This window comes from Streptomyces sp. NPDC002306 (assembly GCF_053593435.1).
The window spans coordinates 160528-176207 of record NZ_JBSFCK010000001.1 but is presented as its reverse complement, the minus strand read 5'-3'; the positions used below and the strand labels follow the sequence as shown (position 1 = coordinate 176207).

Below are 15680 nucleotides of genomic sequence, written 5' to 3'. Positions count from 1 at the left end.
GACCCATGAACTCCGCAACCGTAAGAAACCTTCTCGTGCGGGGCATGCTCGCCGGCCTCGCGGCCGGCGTGCTGACCCTGATCGTGGCCTACTTCCTCGGTGAACCCAGCGTCGACAGCGCCATCGGCTTCGAGGAGGCGCACGCCCCCGCGCACGAGCACGAGGTCGAACTGGTCTCCCGTTCCCTCCAGTCCACCGCCGGTCTCGCCACCGGCGTCCTGGTCTACGGGATCGCGTTCGGCGGTATCGCCGCGCTCGCCTACTGCTTCGCGCTCGGCCGGGTCGGCCGTTTCTCCGCGCGGGCCACGGCCCTGCTGCTGTCCGGCGTGGCACTGCTCGCGGTGTACGTCGTGCCGTTCCTGAAGTACCCGGCCAACCCGCCGTCCGTCGGCGACCCCGACACCATCGGCAAGCGGACCACGCTGTACTTCCTGATGATGGTCCTCAGCGTGCTGCTGGCCGTCGGCGCCACGATCCTCGGCAAGCGCCTCGCGCCGGCCCTGGGCACCTGGTACGCCACGGTCGTCGCCGTGCTCGCCTTCGCCGTGGTGATCGGACTGGCCTACGCGTTCCTGCCCGTCATCAACGAGGTACCGGGCGACTTCCCGGCCGCGCTGCTGTGGCGCTTCCGCGTATCGGCTCTCGCCATGCAGGTCACCCTGTGGGCCGGATTCGGCCTCGTGTTCGGGGAGTTGGCCGAACGGCTGCTGCACCCCGAGCCGGAGACCGTCGCACCAGGGCGGGCAGTCGCCGCCTCCAACTGAACGAGCCGAGACACGAGAGGGCCCGCGGAACCGTCCGGGGGCCCTCTCGCGTTCTCCGGACACCGGCGACCCGGACCACGGACAGCACGCATCGACCCGGCCGATCACCCGCTGACCACGCGGGCGAGAAGCGGAGGACCCGAGTGAGCAGACAGCCGCAGCCGCGCCGCATCACACTCGGCGGCCACGAGGTGGTCGCCCTGACCCCGGCGGAGTACGACCAACTCATGGCCGGCCGACGGTAGATCGGCGGACAGAGCGCCCGCGTGCGGGTCCTCGCCCATCAGGCCAAGCGGACCGAGCGACTGCTGCGGGCACTGGAGGACCTGGTCTCCGCGCCGCCGCAGGCGTGCCACCGGCGCGGCGAGCGGCCGGGCCGGACCACCCGGGCCCCTGCCCCACCGCCACGCCGGCGCAGCCCGGCACGGTCACCGACTGCCTGCGCTGCGCCGTCGCGGACCTGCTGCGCGGCCACCGCGGCCTGACCTCCTGAACCGCTCGAACCACACGGCCCGTTCACTCGACGGGATCACCGTCACCGGGCAACTCGACTACCACGCACGGGACATGCGACGGGCCGGGCCGCGCGCGGCACCCCGGCCCGAAGCGGTGTCCGGGTCAGGCGGGCGGCAGTTCCCCGCGGACCGTGCGGGCCGCGGCGACCAGGTTCTCCAGGGAGTCGCGGGTCTCGGGCCAGCCGCGGGTCTTCAGACCGCAGTCCGGGTTGACCCACAGCCGCTCGGCGGGGATGGCCTTGAGGCCGGTGCGCAGCAGCGCGGCCGCTTCCTCGGCCTCCGGGACGCGCGGGGAGTGGATGTCGTACACACCGGGTCCCGCCTCGCGCGGGTAGCCGTGGGCGGCGAGTTCACGGGCGACCTGCATGTGGGAGCGGGCGGCCTCCAGGCTGATGACGTCCGCGTCGAGGTCGTCGATGGCCTGGACGATGTCACCGAACTCGGCGTAGCACATGTGGGTGTGGATCTGCGTGTCCGGACGTACCCCGCCGGTGGTGAGACGGAACGCCTCCGTCGCCCAGGCCAGGTAGGCGGCGTGGTCGGCGGCCCGCAGGGGCAGCGTCTCCCGCAGGGCGGGCTCGTCGACCTGGATGACCGAGGTGCCCGCCGCCTCCAGATCGCCGACCTCGTCACGCAGGGCGAGGGCCACCTGCCGCGCGGTCTCGCCGAGCGGCTGGTCGTCGCGGACGAAGGACCACGCCAGCATGGTGACCGGCCCGGTGAGCATGCCCTTGACCGGACGGCCGGTGAGCGACTGGGCGTACGCCGTCCAGCGTACGGTCATCGGCTCGGGACGGGAGATGTCACCGGCCAGGATCGGCGGCCGGACGTAACGCGTGCCGTACGACTGCACCCAGCCGTGCTGGGTGGCGAGGTAGCCGGTGAGCCGCTCGGCGAAGTACTGCACCATGTCGTTGCGTTCGGGCTCGCCGTGCACCAGGACGTCCAGGCCGGTCTTCTCCTGGAAGGAGATCACCTCCCGGATCTCGGCCCTGATGCGCTCCTCGTAGCCGACCGTGTCGATGCGGCCGGCGCGCAGATCGGCCCGCGCGGTGCGCAGTTCACCGGTCTGTGGGAACGAGCCGATGGTGGTCGTCGGCAGCAGGGGCAGGCCGAGGTGGGCGCGCTGGGCCGCGGCCCGCTCGCCGTACGGCTGGGACCGGCGTCCGTCGGCGTCCGTGACCGCGCCGCTGCGCGCCCGTACGGCGGGGTCGTGGGTGATCGGTGAACCGGCGCGGGAGGCGAGGTCGGCGCGGTTGGCGCTGAGTTCCGCGGTGATCGTGCCGGTGCCCTGGGCGAGTCCCTTGGCGAGGGTCACGATCTCGGTGGTCTTCTGCCGGGCGAAGGCGAGCCAGCGCAGGATCTGCGGCTCGATGTCGTGTTCGACGCAGGCGTCGAGCGGGACGTGGAGCAGTGAGCAGGAGGCCGAGACGTCGACGTGGTCGGCCAGCCCCAGCAGGGTGCCCAGGGTGGCGAGGGACTTCTCCAGGTCGTTGACCCAGATGTTGCGGCCGTCCACGACTCCGGCGACCAGGTGCTTGCCGGGCAGTCCGCCCACGGCGGCCAGCGCGTCCAGGTTGGCCGCCGCGGCCTCGGTGAAGTCGAGCGCGAGCCCGTCCACCGGCGCCTTGGCCAGCACCGGCAGGGCGTCGCCGAGCCGGTCGAAGTAGGAGGCGACCAGCAGCTTCGGCCGGTCGGCGAGACCGCCGAGCTCACGGTAGGCGCGAGCGGCGGCGTTCAGTTCGGCCGGGGTGCGGTCCTGGACGAGGGCGGGCTCGTCCAGCTGTGCCCATTGCGCGCCGGCCGCGCGCAGGTCGGCGAGGACCTCCGCGTACACCGGGAGCAGACGGTCGAGCAGGGTGAGCGGGTCGAAGTCGGCGGCGACGCCCGGGGCGGGCTTGGCGAGCAGGAGGTAGGTGACGGGACCGACGAGGACGGGCCGGGCGGCCAGGCCCAGGGAGAGCGCCTGTGTCAGGTCACCGACCTGCTGGGCCGAGTCGGCCGTGAACACGGTGTCCGGGCCCAGCTCCGGCACCAGGTAGTGGTAGTTCGTGTCGAACCACTTCGTCATCTCCAGCGGCGCCACGTCCTGGGTGCCGCGCGCCATGGCGAAGTAGCCGTCCAGGGCGTCCGCCTCGACGGCGGCCCGGTGGCGTGCGGGGACGGCGCCGACCATGACGCTGGTGTCCAGCACGTGGTCGTAGTACGAGAAGTCGCCGGTGGGCACCTCGTCGATGCCGGCCGCGGTCAGTCGCCGCCAGTTCGCGCGGCGCAGTTCGGCGGCGGTGGCACGGAGGGCGTCGGCGCTGATGCGGCCCTTCCAGTAGCCCTCGATCGCCTTCTTCAGTTCGCGGTTCTGTCCCTGGCGGGGGTAGCCGTACACGGTGGCCCGTGCTGACGCGGCCGGTGGCTTGCTGGTCACGGAGATCTCCTTCGCGAGATGAATCCCTGAGATCCCGGAGACGGGACGAGAGCGCGAAGGGTGACGACCGGACGGGTGCGACCTCGCGCGACAGGGCGCGGGCGACTCCGCCTGGTATGGTCGCCGACCCGCCCTCGCGGTCACCGGGATGTCCGCGCACGAGTCGTCCGCGCGCGGGCAGTTGGCAGGTCTTCGGACTCGCGGGCACGTCCTCGTCGTGCGAGTTCCGTGCGGCTTCGGATCAAGCCGCGCGAAGTCGTACGTCGTACTCGTACGAGGACACCTACTGGCCGTCGCTTCCCAGGCCCTGTTCTGTGGACCCAGTGCGTATGACGGCGGTCGTTCCCGCTCACCGCTGCGGGGCAGTCCCGGATTTCCACCGGGTTCCCTCTTGCGACGCATCCCGCCTGGCGGACGGGGCGAACCAGCTGCACCCGCCACCCTAGGGGACGGCGGCACGCGTGCCGTGTCACGTCCGTCATTCGGATGGTGAGGTGGGCCACGTGGCGGACCGGCGTGGCACGGACCGGGGCGGCAAGCGCACCCCGCGCCTCCATGGCCGCGCGGCCGGCGCGGGGCTTCCACTTCTCCCGCGCCGGCGGCACCTGCCCCCTGTGGAACGTCTACGAGGCGTTCGCCGCCCCCGGCCGCATCCACGTCCAGATCGCCGAAATGCCCGACGGTCAACGCTACTTGTGGACGGCCCGCGCCCTCACCCGGCACCGCGGCGGCTGGGGCGAACCCGGCAAGACCTTCGCCATCGGACTCGGCTGCGAACTCCGCCACGCCCGCCGGCTCGTCCACTCCGACGGCCTCGACCTCGCGAACGCCTCCGCCGCCACCCCCATCGGCATGGGCTGCCGCGTCTGCGAACGCCTCGACTGCCCCCAGCGCGCCGCGCCGCCCCTGGGTCACCCCCTGCGGATCGACCAGAACACCAGCACCTTCGTGCCGTACCCCGTCACCGATCCGACGCCCTGACCGGACAGCGTGACGCATGTACTCCGTCCGGGTGGATACGACGGACCGCACCCATCCCCGGCCGCCGCGGGCGCGGATTCCCCGTGTCCGCCGCGATGGAGCGACGGACGGCGGTCTCTTCCGCCGATGGTCACTCAGTGAAGGAGAGCTGTATGAGGTCTCGTGTGATGCGCGGTGCCGGTCTGCTGGTCGCGGCGGGCGCCGTGGTGCTGGGCGGCGCCGCCGTCGCGTCGGCGGACGGCGACGCCCAGGGTGTCGCGGCCGGTTCCCCGGGCGTGCTGTCGGGCAACGTGATCCAGATCCCGGTGAACATCCCGATCAACGTCTGCGGCAACTCGGTGAACGTCATCGGCCTGCTGAACCCGGCCTTCGGCAACACCTGCGCCAACGTCGGCTGAGCCGACCGACCCGCCCCGCCGCCGTCGCCCCGACACCTGGCCGTCGAGGCGACGGCGCCGGACAGCACCGCGGACTCCCGTCCCGGCGACCTCACGGAACACCGCCGGGCCGGGCCCCGCGCGACCGGGACACCGGCCCGTGCACCGGGGAGGCGACCGGTTGTATGGTGCGTAGACAGCCCTTGACCTGCAAGAAAGCAGGCAGGGAGCCTAGCTTCGGGAGTACCTCCATGCTGCGCACCATGTTCAAGTCCAAGATCCACCGGGCCACCGTCACCCAGGCCGACCTGCACTACGTGGGATCGGTGACCATCGACGCCGAGCTGCTGGACGCCGCCGACCTGCTGCCCGGTGAGCTGGTCCACATCGTCGACGTCACCAACGGCGCCCGGCTCGAGACGTACGTCATCGAGGGGGAGCGCGGCTCCGGGGTGATCGGGATCAACGGCGCCGCCGCCCATCTGGTCCACCCCGGCGATCTTGTGATCATCATCAGCTACGCTCAGGTAACCGACACCGAGGCCCGTACCCTGCGCCCCCGGGTCGTGCACGTGGACGCCGGCAACCGGATCGTCGCCCTGGGCGCGGACCCGTCGGAGCCGGTACCGGGCTCGGACCAGGAGCGCAGTCCGCAGGCGGCCGGTGCCTGACCGTCGGGACCGTTCGACTGTTCTTCCGTCCTTCGAGGAGTGCGTGTGAGCGACATCGAGATCCGTGACGACCGTCCGGCCGGTCGCCTGGAGGCGCTGGGCGCCGACGGCGAAGTGGTCGGCCACATCGAGTACTTCGTGCTGGAAGCCCCTGAGCGGGCGCTGGTCCCCGTGCACACCGTCGTCGAACCCGCCCACGAGGGGAAGGGCATCGCGGGTTCGCTGGCGCGCGAGCTCTACGCCATCTCCGGGCGTGAGGGCGTGCCCGTGGCACCGCTGTGCCCGTACGTCGTCAAGTGGGCCGAACGGCACCCGGACGAGGCACCGGCGGTCGCCCCCGAGCTGCTGCGGGCGGCCAAGGACTGGCTGATCGCGCACCCCGGAAGGTTCTGACCCCTCCCGTGCTCGCCCTCCTGCACACGTCGCCCGTCCATGTGCCGGTCTTCGACGCCCTGCGCGACGAGGCCCATCCAGGCCTGGAACTACGGCACTTCGTCGACGAAGGGCTGCTGGAGCGGGCGCGCGCGGCGGGCCCGGACGCCGTGGCCGCGGACGTACGCGTCGTCGTCGACCGTGCCGTGGCCGACGGCGCGCGGGCGGTGCTGTGCACCTGTTCCACCCTCGGCGGCGTCGCGGAGGCGTACGCCGCCGAGGCCGGGGTCCCGGTCCTGCGCGTCGACCGCCCGATGGCGGCGGCCGCGGTGGCGCGGGGCGCGCGCGTCGTCGTCCTCGCCGCGCTGGAGAGCACCCTCGCGCCGACGGCGGCGCTGATCGAGGAAGAGGCCCGCCGGGCCGGCCGCCCGGTCACGGTCCGCACCGTGCTGGTCGACGGCGCCTGGGCCCGCTTCGAGGCGGGCGACGGCGCGGCGTACGTCCGCCGGGTGGCCGCCGTCGCCGACGAGGTCACCGCCGCCGACGTGATCGTCCTGGCCCAGGCCTCCATGGCCCCGGCCCAGTACCTCGCCACCACCCCGATCCCGCTGCTCTCCAGCCCCCGCCCAGGCCTGACGGCCGCCGCCGAGGCCACCCGGCGCGCCTGAGACCGGCGCGAGCGCGGAAACGGTGGGGCATCCGTCGCGCGCCGGACCGGGCGGTGGACACGCCTGCCGCGCGGCGGGCGGGACGGGCGAGATCCCCGCCGTCCCCCGCGCGGGGTGGGGCGGGTTGGGGCGCGAGGCGGGGCGGGGCGAGGCGGGGCGGTGGAGCCCCGGACGAGGTGGACCGGCCCTGGCGTCGACGTTCGCGAGTGGGTCGACCGTCCTCTGCCGTCGACGCCCGCGAGTGGGTCGACCGTCCCCCGTCGTCGTCGCCCGAGAGCGGGCCGCCCGGTCCCTGTCGTCGGCGCCGGCGAGTGGACTGACCGTCCCCTGTCGTCTACGCCCGCGAGTGGGTCGACCGTCCCCCGTCGTCGTCGCCCGCGAGTGGGCAGCCCGCTCCCTGTCGCCGACGCCCGTGAGCGAGCCGACCGCCCCCGTCGTCGACGCCCGCGAGTCAGTCGACCGTCCCCCGGTCGGCCGCGCCCGCAGGTGAGTGGTGGCGCGGACCCCGGGTACGCGGGGGAGTAGTCCTGTGCGAAGGATCATCGATCGGCCGGAGGGACGCCATGACGAACCCCTATCCCGACCCCGCCCCACCCGGACCGACACCGCCGGGCCCCGACCCGCGGCCCCCGGAGCCCTACCCGGATCCCGCACAGCCGCCGACCCCGACGCCGCCTCCGGACCCCGTACAGCCCCCGGCCCCTGTCCCGGATCCCGCGCGGCCTCCGAAGCCGACGCCGCCCCCGGCGCCCGGACCGCCGGTACCCCCGCGTCCGGGCCCGCCCCCGGGCCCCGCCCCGTCGCCGGTCCCGCCGGGCCCGGAACCGGTGCCGGCCCCCGAGCCGGGGCCGCCGCTCACCTGACACGACGGACGGCATGCCGACGGCGGGCGGCCTCGAAGGTCGCCCGCCGTCCGGTGTCCAGCGCCGACAGCGCCGCTGTTACGCCTCGACCTCCGACCGGTCCCCGCCCCACAGCGTGTGGAACGAGCCCTCGCGGTCCGTCCGCCGGTAGGTGTGCGCACCGAAGAAGTCCCGCTGGCCCTGGGTGAGCGCGGCCGGCAGCCGCTCGGCGCGCAGCGCGTCGTAGTACGCGAGCGCCGCGGCGAAGCCGGGGGTCGGGACGCCCTCGCGGGTCGCCGCGATCAGGACCTCGCGCCAGTCGTCCTGCGCGCCGGCGATCTCCTGCGCGAACGTCTTGTCGGACAGCAGGCTCGGCAGGTCGGGCCGGGCGTCGTAGGCGGCCCGGATGCGGTCCAGGAAGGCCGCGCGGATGATGCAGCCGCCGCGCCAGATCGAGGACACGGCACCGAGGTCGATGTCCCAGTCGTACTCGTCGCTGCCCGCCGCGATCTCGTGGAAGCCCTGCGTGTACGACACGATCTTCGACGCGTACAGCGCCTGCTCCACGCGGTCCGCGAACGAGGCCGCCTCGGAGTCCGACAGCGCCGAGGCCGTCGGGCCGGCCAGGCCCCGCGAGGCCTCGCGCAGCGCGCTGTGGCCGGACAGGGAGCGGGCGAAGACCGCCTCCGCGATACCGGACACCGGGACGCCCAGGTCCAGGGCGATCTGGACCGTCCAGCGGCCCGTGCCCTTCTGCTCGGCCTGGTCCTCGACGACGTCCACGAAGGGCCTGCCCGTCGCCGCGTCCACGTGCGACAGGACCTCCGCCGTGATCTCGATCAGGTACGAGTCGAGCCGGCCGGTGTTCCAGGTGCGGAAGATCTCCGCGATCTGCGCGGGGGAGTACCCGGCGACGTCACGCAGCAGCTGGTACGCCTCGGCGATGAGCTGCATGTCGGCGTACTCGATGCCGTTGTGGACCATCTTCACGAAGTGCCCGGCGCCGTCGGGGCCCACGTGCGTCACGCAGGGGGCGCCGTCCTCGGCCTTCGCCGAGATCTTCTCCAGCATGGGGCCGAGGGAGTCGTACGACTCCTTCGGGCCGCCCGGCATGATGCTCGGTCCGTTCAGCGCGCCCTCCTCGCCGCCGGAGACGCCCATGCCGACGAAGTGGATGCCCTGCTCGCGCAGGGCCCGCTCGCGGCGCCGGGTGTCGGCGAAGTGCGCGTTGCCGCCGTCGATGATCATGTCGCCGGGCTCCAGGAGCGGGGCGAACTCCTGGATCACCGCGTCCGTCGGCTCGCCGGCCTTCACCATGATGACCAGACGACGCGGCCGCTCCAGTGCCGCCACGAAGTCCTTGGCGGTCTCGGCCGCGACGAAGTCCCCCTCGTGCCCGAACTCCTCCACCAGGGCGTGCGTACGCGCCGCCGTCCGGTTGTGCAGCGCGACCGCGTAACCGTTGCGCGCGAAGTTGCGGGCGAGGTTGCGGCCCATGACCGCGAGACCCGTGACGCCGATCTGGGCTGTAGTGCTCATACGGTTGGCTCCTAAGGATCCTGATCTCGGTCGTGCCGGTCGTGTCCGCCAGTATTGCCGCATCGACCATCCTGACGTTCCGGTACGCCGACCGCACGTCCGGGCTGTTCCATGTTGCCTACGCAGATACGCGCGGGAACCCCCACCTGCCTCAGCCGTTTCGCAACTCGGATGGATTACTCGTCACTTGTGTGACAGGGCGGCTGATTGCTGTCTTGTCCTGGCCTGTTCGCGGCGCTTACTTTTGGCCCTCCTGACGCATGTCGAGGGGGCTCCCCATGGCCGTACGCGGCCGGCACCGCCGGTATCAGCCGAACAGGATCAACCGCGCCTCACTCACCGTCACGGCGGGCAGCGCCGGGATCGCGATCCCGCTGATCGGCGCGGGTGCCGCTCAGGCGGCCGACGTGGACACCTGGAGCAAGGTCGCCGCCTGCGAGTCCAGCGGCGACTGGAGCATCAACACCGGCAACGGCTACTACGGCGGACTGCAGTTCAGCCAGTCCACCTGGGAGGCGTACGGCGGCACCGCGTACGCGCGACGGGCGGATCTGGCCACCCGGGACCAGCAGATCGCCGTCGCGGAGAAGGTGCTGAAGGGACAGGGGCCCGGTGCCTGGCCGGTGTGCTCGGGACGGGCCGGACTGACCCGCGGCGGCGACACGCCCGACATTCACCCGGCCGGCACTACGTCGACCCGGACCGCCAAGGGTTCCGCGCCGACCTCCACGCGGGCCTCGGCACCGGATGTGCAGCCGCAGACCACGCCCCAGTCCCGGGCCGGCACAGCCGAGATGTACACGGTGGTACGCGGGGACACGCTCTCCGGGATCGCCGACGAGCAGCGGGTCCGAGGCGGTTGGCGGGGGCTCTACGACGCCAACCGGAGAACCGTCGGCGCGGATCCCGACCTGATCCTGCCGGGCCAGCGGCTGAACCTGCGCGCCAAGGCCGCCGGCACGACGACCCCGACCCACACCGCCCCCAGCCACGCCACCCCGAGTCACACCACCCCGAGCCACACGACCCCCGCGCACCCCGCGCGGAAGGCCGTCTCGAGCGACACCGGGTCGACCACCACCGGCCACTCCCTGGTCGCCCCGGTCGACGCCGGTACGGGCACGCCGTACCACGCGCAGGGTTCCTCCTGGTCGAAGGGCTACCACACGGGCGTCGACTTCCCCGTGGCCACGGGGACGACCGTCAAGGCGGTCGCGGCGGGGCAGGTCGTCAGCGCCGGCTGGTCCGGCTCCTTCGGCTACCAGGTGGTCATCCGGCACTCCGACGGGCGCTACACCCAGTACGCGCACCTGTCGGCGATCTCGGTGAAGCCCGGGCAGTCGGTGGACGGCGGCCGGCGCATCGGCCGCTCGGGGTCGACGGGCAACAGCACGGGCCCGCATCTGCACTTCGAGGTGCGGACGGGGCCCGGATTCGGTTCGGACGTCGACCCGGTGGCCTATCTGCGGGCCGGCGGCGTCAGGATCTGACGCGCGTACGACGCCGGGCGACGACGGGCATCAGGACGAACGGGCCGCCGTAGAAGGAGCTGTAGTAGTACGGCGGCTCGTCCTGCGGCCGCTCGTCCGGCTGCCCGTCCGCGTCGGGGAGCCGCCGCACGAGCGGGACCGGCTCGGGGCCGTCCACCCGCAGCCGCGCGGCGACCGCCTGCCCGGGGATCCGCGGGACCCCGGTGACCTGCTCGGCCTCCCGCATCTCCGCGATGTCCCGCATCTCCGCGATCTCAGCGATCTCCGCGAGGAGGAGTGCGTCCGCCTCCGCCCGTGGCTCCGGCACCGGAGCAGCTCCGGCGACCGTCACCGCGCCGGTCCGCAATACGGTCTCCGCCGTCCCCGCGTCCACGAGTTCCGCGTCCACGAGCTCCGCACTCGTGAGCTCCGCAGCCGCAGGTTCGGCCGTGTGCTGCGCGGCCGCCTCTTCCGCCGCCGTCCGCGTCAGGCGCTCGGTCGTCAGCAGGATCAGGCCGCCCGCCGCCACCACCGCGCAACTCAGGGCGAGCGCCGTGCCGGTGGTGCCGTAGCGGAAGGTTTCGCCGAACATCGTGATGCCCACCGCGGCCGCCACCACCGGGTTGACGACCGTCAGCGTGGCCAGCGGAGCGGCGAGTCCGGCGCCCCGGTAGGAGGCCTGCGACAGCAGCATGCCGGCCGTGGCCAGAACGCCTATCACCGCCAGGGACGGCAGGTCGCCCGCCACCAAGCCGCCGGTCCAGTCGACCGCGACCGTCTTGGTGAACACCGAGGACATGCCGAACGCGACGCCGGCCGCGATGGCCAGCAGCACGCTGCGCACCGCCGGGTGCCGGTGCGCGGCCCGGGCGGCCAGCATCAGTGCCACCACCGCACCACCGGTGACCACGGCCGCGCCCACCCGCTGGGCGGTGTCGAGCGACTGCGCGTCGGCCGAGCCCACCAGGGAGAGCAGACCCGCGAGTCCGACCGTCGCCATGATCGCGCCCCGCCAGGCCGTGGCACCGGCCTTGCGGCCGACGAACAGGGCGGCCATGGGCAGCGCGAAGACGATGGTCAGCGCGCCCAGCGGCTGGACCAGGCTCAGCGGTCCGTACGCGAGCGCCACCACGTGGAGGAGTCCGCCGAGACCGTTCAGCGCGACCGCCGCCCACCAGCCCGCCCGGCGCAGCGGCGCGAACTGCTCCTCGGGTGAGGACACCGCCACCTGCTCCTGCACGATCGCGCCGCCTGCGTACGCCACGGCGGAGACGAGCGACAGGACCACGGACAACGCGAGGCCACTCACGGTCGGCTCCTCTGCGTGAGGCGGGGGCGCTGGGCCCGGCGCGGCGAACGGTCGTCTTCCATGAAGAACACCCTGCCCTGCCGATCCCTTCCCGTCGTCGTCCCTGAGCAGTCAATGGGTCCTACTGCCGATGGAGTACGAAAGGAGGGCGCTCCTCCCCAGGGTGGGTGACACGGAGGGGAACCGGCTGATCACCGCTCCTACCGGTCTTGGTACTACTGCTGGTCGTGGACCTCGAACCCGATCTCGACCCGGCTCTCGCCGCCCTCCGCCCGCTCGGCGGCTTCTTCGTCCTGCGCACGGTCCCACCCGCGGCCGCGACATCGTCCGGAGCGCCGTCCGGACCATCGTCGACCATGGAGGAAATCTATAGAAATCAGGCATCGGGGATTTCCGGCGTCCCCGGCATCCCCGCGGATCCTCTCGCCTTCCGTGTCGCCAAGGTCGCGCGGAGTCTGCGGACGCCCGAGGTGCGGGTCGGGGCGTCGGTGGCGCACCAGGCGCTCGCGGCCCGGCTGTGGTCGGCGGCGCTCGGGTGTGCCGTGCTGTACGGCCGGATTCCCGACCTCGACCCCGGCCTGCTGCACTGGGACGCCGACGGCGGTGCTCCCGACGACCTGTGGCTGTCGCGGGTGCGTCCGCTGCCGGGGGACGCGGCGACGATCGCCGGTGCCGTACTGGACGGTCACCTCCGGCCGCTGACGGAGCTCGTACGGGCCCGCTACCGGGTGGCGTCCGGCCTGCTGTGGGGCAACGCCGGATCCGCGCTGGCGGGGGCGGCCCGGGAGCTGGAGCGCTGGGCGTGGGCGAACGGCCGTCCGGACGTTGCCGCGGGAGCCCGCTCGCTGACGGCGGAGCTCTTCGGCCACCCTCTCCTGGCCGGGACCGGCACCCTGACCGGTGCCGCGTTCCGGCGCCGCAGCTGCTGCCTGTACTACCGGGTGCCCGGCGGGGGTGTCTGCGGCGACTGTTGCTTCACACGACCCCCGTGCTCTTCCCCGCGCGACGCATCTGGGTGACCATGAGGGAACCAGCCGTCGAGACAGGCCGAGACAGGGGGTTCCGGGTGCGAGTGGGACTGCTGACCCGGGAGTACCCCCCGGACGTGTACGGCGGCGCGGGGGTCCATGTCGAGTTCCTCGCCCGGGAGTTGCGGTCCCTCGTCGACCTGGACGTGCACTGCTGGGGAGAGGGCCGGGCGGAGGGCGTCGTACGCCACCGCTCCTGGTCCGCCCTCGACGGAGCCAACGACGCGCTGCGCACCTTTTCCACGGACCTGTCGATCGCCGCGGCCGTCGAAGGACGCGATCTCGTCCACTCGCACACCTGGTACGCGAACCTCGCCGGCCACTTCGCCAAGCTCCTGTACGGCATCCCGCATGTGCTGACGGCCCACTCGCTGGAGCCGCTGCGCCCCTGGAAGGCCGAGCAACTCGGCGGCGGATACGCCCTGTCGAGCTGGGCCGAGCGGGCCGCGGTCGAGGCGGCCGACGCGGTCGTCGCGGTGTCGGGCGCGATGCGCGAGGACATCCTGGCCTGCTATCCGGCCCTGGACCCGAAGCGGGTGCACGTCGTGCACAACGGCATCGACACCCGCCTGTACCGGCCCGACCACGGCACCGACGTGCTCGCCCGCCTGGGCATCGACCCGGCCCGGCCGTACGTGCTGTTCGTCGGACGGATCACCCGTCAGAAGGGCGTCCCCCATCTGCTGCGCGCGGTACGGGACATCGATCCGTCGGCACAGGTCGTGCTGTGCGCGGGCGCGCCCGACACACCGGAGATCGACCGTGAGTTCCGAGAGCTGTTCGCGGAGTTGAGCCGCGCCCGTGACGGCGTGCACTGGATCCCGCGGATGCTGCCGCGTCCGGAGGTGATCCAACTCCTCACCCAGGCCTCCGTGTTCGTCTGCCCCTCGGTGTACGAGCCGCTCGGCATCGTCAACCTGGAGGCGATGGCCTGCGGCACACCCGTGGTGGCCTCGCGGGTCGGCGGCATTCCCGAGGTCGTGGAGGACGGGAGGACCGGCCTGCTGGTGTCCGTGGACGACGACTTCGAGGCGGGGCTCGCGCGGGCGCTGGACTCCGTGCTGGGCGACCCGCAGGCGGCCCGGCGCATGGGCGAGGCCGGACGGGAGCGCGCGGTGGGCGAGTTCGGCTGGGACGCGGTGGCGCGGCGCACGGTCGGGCTGTACGAGGAGGTCCTCAAACCGGCCTAGCCGGACGGAGCATACGGCTCGGGGATCGCGGGAAAGAGGGCTCGGGGACCGCACGAAGCAGGGCTCGGGACTCCTCGGACAGGCTTGGTGCGAACTGCTCAGGGGCAGGCATGGGTCAACCAGGGTGAGGGGAGCGGCCATGCGTCGTGGAGGGCCTTCGGTGCTCGGCATCGTGCTGGCGGGCGGAGAGGGCAAGCGTCTGATGCCCCTGACCACGGACCGCGCGAAACCCGCGGTCACCTTCGGCGGCACCTACCGTCTCGTCGACTTCGTCCTGTCCAACCTCGTCAACGGCGACATCCTGCGCATCTGCGTCCTGACGCAGTACAAGTCGCACTCGCTGGACCGGCACATCACCACCACCTGGCGGATGTCCAGCCTCCTCGGCAACTACGTCACCCCCGTCCCGGCGCAGCAGCGGCTCGGCCCGCACTGGTACCTGGGCAGCGCCGACGCGATCCTCCAGTCGCTGAACCTGATCTACGACGAACGGCCCGAGTACGTCGCGGTGTTCGGTGCCGACCACGTCTACCGCATGGACCCGCGACAGATGCTCGCCCAGCACATCGACAGCGGGGCGGGCGTGACGGTGGCGGGGATACGGGTGCCGCGCACCGAGTCGTCGTCGTTCGGCGTGATCACCCCGGGCTCGGACGGCCAGACCGTCGACCGTTTCCTGGAGAAGCCCGCCGACCCGCCGGGGCTGTCCGACGATCCGGAGTCGGTGTTCGCCTCGATGGGCAACTACGTCTTCACCACCAAGGTGCTGATCGAGGCGCTCCAGCGGGACGCCGAGGACCGAGGCTCCGTGCACGACATGGGCGGCTCGATACTGCCCCAGCTCACCAGCCGAGGTGAGGCGCACCTGTACGACTTCAGCGCCAACCACGTGCCGGGCGAGACCACCCGCGGTCAGGGCTACTGGCGCGACGTCGGCACCCTCGACGCGTACTACGACGCCCACATGGACCTGATCGCCGAGCGCCCCGCCTTCGATCTCTACAACCGCAACTGGCCGATCTACACCCACTCCAACCAGCTCTCGCCCGCCCGCTTCAGCTCCGGCGGGATCGCCGGCGAGTCGATCATCAGCGCCGGCTGTCTGATCCGGGGCCAGGTGACCGGGTCCGTGCTGTCCCCCGGGGTCGTGGTCGACCCGGGAGCCGTCGTCCAGGGCTCGATCCTGCACGACAACGTCCACATCGGCCGGGGCGCGGTGGTGCGCGGGGCCGTCCTGGACAAGAACGTCCAGGTGCCGCCGGGTGCGACCATCGGGGTGAATCCGGAGCGGGACACGGAGCTGTACACCGTGTCGGCGGGCGGAGTGATCGCGCTGGGCAAGGGCCAGCTGGTGTCATAGCCCGCACGGGCCAGCTGGTGTCATAGCCCGCACGGGTTGTTCTCGGCCACGCCGGTCACACCCCTGTGACCAGCGGGATTGGTGAGGCGACGTGACCGGGACTTAATACGCTGTTTACTGTGCGTAGCCTGACCGCGCTTGACCGTAATCGCCCGCGGGCGATTGACTGCTTG

The 15680-nt window shown here is 72.6% G+C and carries 12 protein-coding genes, 1 pseudogene and 1 riboswitch; of the genes and pseudogenes, 10 read left to right on the top strand and 3 right to left on the bottom strand.

Annotation, left to right across the window (positions count from 1 at the left end):
- The first annotated feature begins 5 nt into the window (after window positions 1–5).
- Window positions 6–764, top strand: a complete 759-nt coding sequence (locus tag ACWCQK_RS00780) for a CbtA family protein (protein ID WP_451150375.1) — start codon at window positions 6–8, stop codon at window positions 762–764.
- Between the two features lie 618 nt (window positions 765–1382).
- On the opposite strand, the gene metE is transcribed toward ACWCQK_RS00780, so the two are convergent.
- Window positions 1383–3701: a 5-methyltetrahydropteroyltriglutamate--homocysteine S-methyltransferase gene (metE, locus tag ACWCQK_RS00775; RefSeq protein WP_451150373.1), complete on the bottom strand. Its 2319-nt coding sequence runs from the start codon at window positions 3699–3701 to the stop codon at window positions 1383–1385.
- 166 nt (window positions 3702–3867) lie between these two features.
- A riboswitch (cobalamin riboswitch) is annotated at window positions 3868–4145 on the bottom strand.
- A 126-nt stretch (window positions 4146–4271) separates the two neighbouring features.
- Between metE and ACWCQK_RS00770 the strand changes: the two are divergent.
- The 5 genes and pseudogenes from ACWCQK_RS00770 to ACWCQK_RS00750 form a co-directional block, all read left to right on the top strand.
- A pseudogene (locus ACWCQK_RS00770) lies at window positions 4272–4682 on the top strand (DUF2083 domain-containing protein); the annotation flags it as partial.
- Between the two features lie 152 nt (window positions 4683–4834).
- Entirely contained in the window at window positions 4835–5080 is a 246-nt protein-coding gene (locus tag ACWCQK_RS00765; RefSeq protein WP_451150371.1) for a chaplin, read from the top strand.
- Between the two features lie 230 nt (window positions 5081–5310).
- Window positions 5311–5730 carry an aspartate 1-decarboxylase gene (gene panD, locus ACWCQK_RS00760; protein WP_451150369.1) on the top strand — a complete coding sequence of 140 codons (420 nt, stop codon included), beginning with the start codon at window positions 5311–5313 and terminating at the stop codon, window positions 5728–5730.
- A gap of 45 nt (window positions 5731–5775) precedes the next feature.
- Window positions 5776–6123, top strand: coding sequence for a GNAT family N-acetyltransferase (locus ACWCQK_RS00755; RefSeq protein ID WP_451150367.1), 348 nt, complete (start codon window positions 5776–5778; stop codon window positions 6121–6123).
- 8 nt (window positions 6124–6131) lie between these two features.
- Window positions 6132–6770, top strand: coding sequence for an aspartate/glutamate racemase family protein (locus ACWCQK_RS00750; RefSeq protein WP_451150364.1), 639 nt, complete (start codon window positions 6132–6134; stop codon window positions 6768–6770).
- Between the two features lie 941 nt (window positions 6771–7711).
- Here ACWCQK_RS00750 and gndA read toward each other — a convergent pair.
- Window positions 7712–9151 (bottom strand): NADP-dependent phosphogluconate dehydrogenase, encoded by a 1440-nt coding sequence (gene gndA / locus ACWCQK_RS00745; RefSeq protein ID WP_451150362.1) that lies wholly within the window; start codon window positions 9149–9151, stop codon window positions 7712–7714.
- A 278-nt stretch (window positions 9152–9429) separates the two neighbouring features.
- Here gndA and ACWCQK_RS00740 point away from each other — a divergent pair, with 278 nt between their 5' ends.
- On the top strand, window positions 9430–10641 hold the full coding sequence (locus ACWCQK_RS00740) for a transglycosylase family protein (RefSeq protein WP_451150360.1): 1212 nt from the start codon (window positions 9430–9432) through the stop codon (window positions 10639–10641).
- On the opposite strand, the gene ACWCQK_RS00735 is transcribed toward ACWCQK_RS00740, so the two are convergent.
- Window positions 10631–11929 carry a DMT family transporter gene (locus tag ACWCQK_RS00735; RefSeq protein ID WP_451150358.1) on the bottom strand — a complete coding sequence of 433 codons (1299 nt, stop codon included), beginning with the start codon at window positions 11927–11929 and terminating at the stop codon, window positions 10631–10633. The genes ACWCQK_RS00740 and ACWCQK_RS00735 overlap by 11 nt on opposite strands.
- Window positions 11930–12138: 209 nt before the next feature.
- Between ACWCQK_RS00735 and ACWCQK_RS00730 the strand changes: the two genes are divergently transcribed.
- The 3 genes from ACWCQK_RS00730 to glgC all read left to right on the top strand — a co-directional run bounded on the left by ACWCQK_RS00730 (window position 12139) and on the right by glgC (window position 15507).
- Window positions 12139–12948, top strand: a complete 810-nt coding sequence (locus ACWCQK_RS00730) for a (2Fe-2S)-binding protein (RefSeq protein WP_451150356.1) — start codon at window positions 12139–12141, stop codon at window positions 12946–12948.
- Window positions 12949–12995: 47 nt separating this feature from the next.
- Window positions 12996–14147, top strand: coding sequence for a glycogen synthase (gene glgA, locus ACWCQK_RS00725; protein WP_451150354.1), 1152 nt, complete (start codon window positions 12996–12998; stop codon window positions 14145–14147).
- A 139-nt stretch (window positions 14148–14286) separates the two neighbouring features.
- Window positions 14287–15507, top strand: coding sequence for a glucose-1-phosphate adenylyltransferase (glgC, locus tag ACWCQK_RS00720; protein WP_451150352.1), 1221 nt, complete (start codon window positions 14287–14289; stop codon window positions 15505–15507).
- Window positions 15508–15680 lie beyond the last annotated feature (173 nt).

Bases quoted from the DNA above. Each gene is read 5' to 3' on its own strand.
- ACWCQK_RS00740 (WP_451150360.1), top strand. From the start codon at position 9,430: ATGGCCGTACGCGGCCGGCACCGCCGGTATCAGCCGAACAGGATCAAC.
- gndA (WP_451150362.1), bottom strand. From the start codon at position 9,151: ATGAGCACTACAGCCCAGATCGGCGTCACGGGTCTCGCGGTCATGGGC.
- glgC (WP_451150352.1), top strand. From the start codon at position 14,287: ATGCGTCGTGGAGGGCCTTCGGTGCTCGGCATCGTGCTGGCGGGCGGA.
- ACWCQK_RS00765 (WP_451150371.1), top strand. From the start codon at position 4,835: ATGAGGTCTCGTGTGATGCGCGGTGCCGGTCTGCTGGTCGCGGCGGGC.
- panD (WP_451150369.1), top strand. From the start codon at position 5,311: ATGCTGCGCACCATGTTCAAGTCCAAGATCCACCGGGCCACCGTCACC.
- ACWCQK_RS00780 (WP_451150375.1), top strand. From the start codon at position 6: ATGAACTCCGCAACCGTAAGAAACCTTCTCGTGCGGGGCATGCTCGCC.